Consider the following 4153-nt stretch of genomic DNA (forward strand, 5'->3'; position numbering starts at 1 on the left):
ACGGGCGACCCGTTCGACTGACCCTCACGACCGGCGACGACGCCGCCGAGGTCACGATCGAGTCGTTCTCGGCGACGATGCAGTCGTTGGGCACCGAGACGGTCGCCCTGGCGCCGGGCACCTCGCGCCGGGCGCCCGCCGCGGCACGTGGAGCGGCCTACGTCGTGGTCACACCGGCCGACGGGAACGCGATCATGGCCGGCCTGTGGCAGGCGGGCGACGACAAGCTGGCCGCGGCACCGCTGCGACCGGCGCCGGTGACGGTGGTCGCGCCCGGAGTCTCGGTGCGCTGACCCGTCAGCGGGGGTCGAGGTCCTCGGGGTCGTGATGCCAGACCTCGCCCAGTCGGGTCAGCAGCACGGTCCAGACCATGTCCTCGAGCTGCTCGGCCGATCGCGCCCGCCCGATGATCGGCAGGCGGTAGAGCACGATGCGGAAGCCGCCCGGGCCCGGGTTGACGATGCTGCGGGGCACGGGCTCGTCCCAGCCCGGCGGCAGCATCGGCGCCTCCTCGACGGCGACCTCGACGTGGTCGGGCTCGCGGTCGAAGTGGCCGTCCAGGCGCGTCAGGATGTCGGCGACGAGGTCGTCGAACGCGACGCGCGGGGTGCGGTGGGCGGGGACCCCGCGAGGCGAGAGCGGGCCCGGCAGCGACATCACGCCCCGGGGCCCGTGGCCACGCCGATCGCGCGCCGAGCCCGGACGCGGGCCGTGGACTCCGGGCACGACGGGGCCGGGTTCGCTGACCATCCGGTGAGCCTACTGCGAGCGCTGGGCGGCGCGGGCTAACCTCGCCCCGTGGGACTGCAACGTCGATGCTCGCGCGCAGGCTGCCCGAACTCCGCGGTGGCCACCTTGACGTACGTGTACGCCGACTCCGTCGCGGTACTCGGCCCCTTGGCCACCTATGCCGAGCCGCACGCGTACGACCTGTGCTCGGCCCACGCCGAGCGGCTGTCCGCGCCACAGGGCTGGAGCGTCGTCCGGCTGGCGCCCCAGTTCACCGAGCCCGAGCCCACGCACGACGACCTGGTCGCCCTCGCCGAGGCCGTCCGCGAGGCGGGCCGGCCCTCGGCTGCGACACCTGTCGACGAAGGTGGCCCGGTCCTGCGCCTCGTACGCGACGACTCGGCTACGGTGGTCCCGTGAACCTCGATCCCGCCCTCGTCGAGATCCTCGTCTGCCCGCAGTGCCGCTCTGGCCTGTTCGTCGACGCGGAGGCCGAGGAGCTCGTGTGCAACGGCTGCGCCCTCGCGTATCCCGTCCGGCGCGACATCCCCGTGATGCTGGTCGACGAGGCCCGCCCGGTCCACGCCTCCTGACCGTCGTCGCTCTCGCCCGTTGCGGGCACCCTGCGGCGATGTCTCGACTACCATTCATATTGATCCGAGATGACTGAGCCGACCGCTGTTCCCGTGAGCGAGGCCGTGGTCGAGGACGGTCTGCTGCAAGGCCTTTCAGGGCTGGCCGCCGCCGTCGTCGCCATGCCCTTGGTCCTCGAGATACCCGGTGTCGAGGACGACCGGGCGCTCCAGCGTGAGATCTCCGAGCAGCTCGGTGACTACGTCGTGCCACGCCTGGAGAACCTCGAGGCGCCGCTGCTCGTGGTCGTCGGCGGATCGACCGGCGCGGGCAAGTCCACCCTCGTCAACTCGATCGTCGGCCGCCGCGTGACGGCGACCGGCGTCCTGCGCCCCACCACCCGCACCCCGGTGCTGGTGCACCATCCCGCCGACACCGAGTGGTTCCGCTCGGGCCGGGTCCTGCCCGAGTTCGTGCGGACCGGGTCGAACAGCCGGCGCGCGAACACGATCCGCCAGGTCGCCTGCTCGACCCTGTGGCCGGGGGTGGCGGTGCTGGACGCGCCCGACTTCGACTCGATCGACGAGACCAACCGCGACATGGCCGAGCAGTTGCTCGGTGCCGCCGACCTGTGGCTGTTCGTCACCTCGGCCGCCCGGTACGCCGACCAGGTCCCGTGGGACTACCTGCGCCGGGCGTCCGAACGTGACGCCTCGGTCGCCGTGGTCCTCGACCGGACCTCGCCCGAGGCGCTCGTCGACGTGCGTCGGCACCTCGCCCACATGCTCAGCGAGCACGGGCTCTCGGACGTCGCGCTGTTCTCGGTGCCGGAGTCCACGCCCGACAGCGAGGGTGTGCTGCCTGCCGGCGACGTCCAGCCCATCGCGTCGTGGCTGCAGCAACTGGCGGCCGACGAGGCGCAGCGCCGCGAGATCGTCCTGTCGACGCTGCAGGGCGCGATCCGGCACGACATCGAGTCCTCGCGTCGCCTCGAGGGGGCCCTCGCGCGCCAGGTGGACGCCGCCAAGCAGCTGTCCCACGACGTCGAGAGCGTCTACCGCGCGGCGCACGCCGACCTCATGACCGCCGCCACCGACGGCACGATGCTGCGCGGCGAGGTGCTGGCCCGCTGGCAGGACTACGTCGGGTCGGGCGAGATCTTCCGCCGGCTCGAGCGCACCGTCGGCTCGTGGCGGGACCGGCTGTTCCGGCGCACGCCCACCCAGCCCGAGGAGGTCGAGGAGGCTGCCCTGTCGGGCCTGCACCTGCTCATCCTCGACCGGGCCGAGCGTGCCGCCGAGGAAGCGGCCCGGGCCTGGGACGGCACCGCCGCGGGTCGCGACCTGCTGGACTCCCGCAAGAGCCTCGACCGCGCCTCGCGCGACGTGCGCGTGCGAGCCGAGCGCATCGCCCGCGAGTGGCGCGAATCCGTCTTCGAACTCGTCAGTGAGCAGGGCGCCGACAAGAAGTCGAAGGCACGCGCGCTGTCGCTGGGCGTCAACGCCGCCGGCGTCACGCTCATGGTGGTCGTGTTCGCCGGGACCGCCGGACTCACCGGGGCCGAGCTCGGCATCGCCGGCGGCACCGCCGCGGCGGGCCAGGCCGTGCTGAACGCCGTCTTCGGCGACCAGGCGGTCCGCAGCCTGGCCGAGCAGGCGGGCCGGGACCTGTCGCGACGGATCGAGGACCTGCTGGCCGACGAGGCCGATCGCTACCTCGCGCTGCTGCCCGACCAGGCTCGGCTCGAGAACGCACACTGGCAGTTGGAGACGGCGATCAACACGGTCGACCGGCCGAAGGGGAGGAGGCGCCGATGAGTGGACTCGACGATCGCATCGCCGCGCTGCGGTCGGCACTCGACGCGGGCGCCGACGTCATCGACCCCGGGCACGCCGATCCCGCCACCGCGACCTTCGCGCACGCGGCCGAGCGGCTCGAGCTGTCGACCCAGCACACCGTGGTCGTGCTCGCCGGATCGACCGGCTCGGGCAAGTCGTCGCTGTTCAATCGCCTGACCGGCCTCGAGCTGGCCGAGGTGGGCTACCTGCGCCCCACCACCGCCAACGCGCTGGCGTGCGCCTGGGGTCCCGTCGGTGCCACCGAGCTGCTCGACTGGATCGGGGTCGCGCGCCGCGACCAGATCTCTCGCCACAGCCTGCTCGACGCGCCGCGCGACGACGCGTTCGAGGGGCTCGTGCTGCTGGACCTGCCCGACCACGACTCGATCGTCGAGGCGAACCAGCAGCTGGTCGACCACGTCGCCCAGTACGCGGACCTGTTCGTCTGGGTCCTCGACCCGCAGAAGTACGCGGACGCCGCGATCCACTCGCGGTACCTGCAGCCGCTCGCGACGCACAAGGACGCGTCGGTCGTCGTGCTCAACCAGTCCGACCGGCTGAGCGAGACCGACCTGAAGATCGCGGTGAACGACCTCGAGCACATCCTCGAGCGCGAGGGCTTCGCCGGCGTCCCGGTGATCGCCACGAGCGCCACGAGCGGGACGGGCATCGCCGACCTGCGCGCCGAGATCGCGCGACGGATCAAGTCGAAGTCCGCGTCGCAGGCACGCCTGGTGGCCGACGTGCGACTGGTCGCGCGCCAGCTGGCGAAGGTCGGCGGCACCGAGCCGGTGCCCGGACTCGACCGGCCGACCCGCGACGGGCTGGTCGAGACGTTCATCGGCTGTGCCGGCGTGCCCCAGATCGCGGACGCCGTCGAGGAGTCGATGTCGCGCCGCGCGATGGTCGCGACCGACTGGCCGCTCATCGGCTGGGTCGGGCGGATGCGCCACGACCCGCTGCGCGAACTGGGCTTCGGCCGCTCGGCGCGCGACGCGGTCGCGGGCACGATG

The 4153-nt window shown here is 73.0% G+C and carries 6 protein-coding genes; 5 read left to right on the top strand and 1 reads right to left on the bottom strand.

What is annotated here, in order from left to right:
- A partial coding sequence (locus RT323_RS16185) for a hypothetical protein (protein WP_313410270.1) occupies positions 1–293 on the top strand: 293 nt, incomplete at its 5' end.
- Between the two features lie 4 nt (positions 294–297).
- Here the strand turns inward: RT323_RS16185 and RT323_RS16190 are convergent.
- Positions 298–750, bottom strand: coding sequence for a metallopeptidase family protein (locus RT323_RS16190; RefSeq protein WP_313410272.1), 453 nt, complete (start codon positions 748–750; stop codon positions 298–300).
- Between the two features lie 48 nt (positions 751–798).
- On the opposite strand from RT323_RS16190, the gene RT323_RS16195 reads away from it, so the two are divergent.
- From RT323_RS16195 to RT323_RS16210, 4 genes are all read left to right on the top strand, one after another.
- The gene (locus RT323_RS16195; protein WP_396172509.1) at positions 799–1149 is read left to right on the top strand and encodes a DUF3499 domain-containing protein; all 351 of its coding nucleotides are present in this window, start codon (positions 799–801) and stop codon (positions 1147–1149) included.
- Positions 1146–1322 (top strand): Trm112 family protein, encoded by a 177-nt coding sequence (locus tag RT323_RS16200; protein ID WP_313410276.1) that lies wholly within the window; start codon positions 1146–1148, stop codon positions 1320–1322. Before RT323_RS16195 ends, RT323_RS16200 begins: the two co-directional genes overlap by 4 nt.
- A 69-nt stretch (positions 1323–1391) precedes the next feature.
- Positions 1392–3119 (top strand): dynamin family protein, encoded by a 1728-nt coding sequence (locus tag RT323_RS16205; RefSeq protein WP_313410278.1) that lies wholly within the window; start codon positions 1392–1394, stop codon positions 3117–3119.
- Positions 3116–4153: GTPase (locus tag RT323_RS16210; RefSeq protein ID WP_313410280.1), on the top strand; the 1038-nt coding region annotated here is incomplete at its 3' end. The genes RT323_RS16205 and RT323_RS16210, both read left to right, overlap by 4 nt.

The sequence above is a fragment of the Aeromicrobium sp. genome (genome assembly GCF_032084975.1).
Classification (GTDB): domain Bacteria; phylum Actinomycetota; class Actinomycetes; order Propionibacteriales; family Nocardioidaceae; genus Aeromicrobium.

Coding starts and splice junctions, on each gene's coding strand:
- RT323_RS16190 (WP_313410272.1), bottom strand. CDS start 750: ATGGTCAGCGAACCCGGCCCCGTCGTGCCCGGAGTCCACGGCCCGCGT.
- RT323_RS16205 (WP_313410278.1), top strand. CDS start 1,392: ATGACTGAGCCGACCGCTGTTCCCGTGAGCGAGGCCGTGGTCGAGGAC.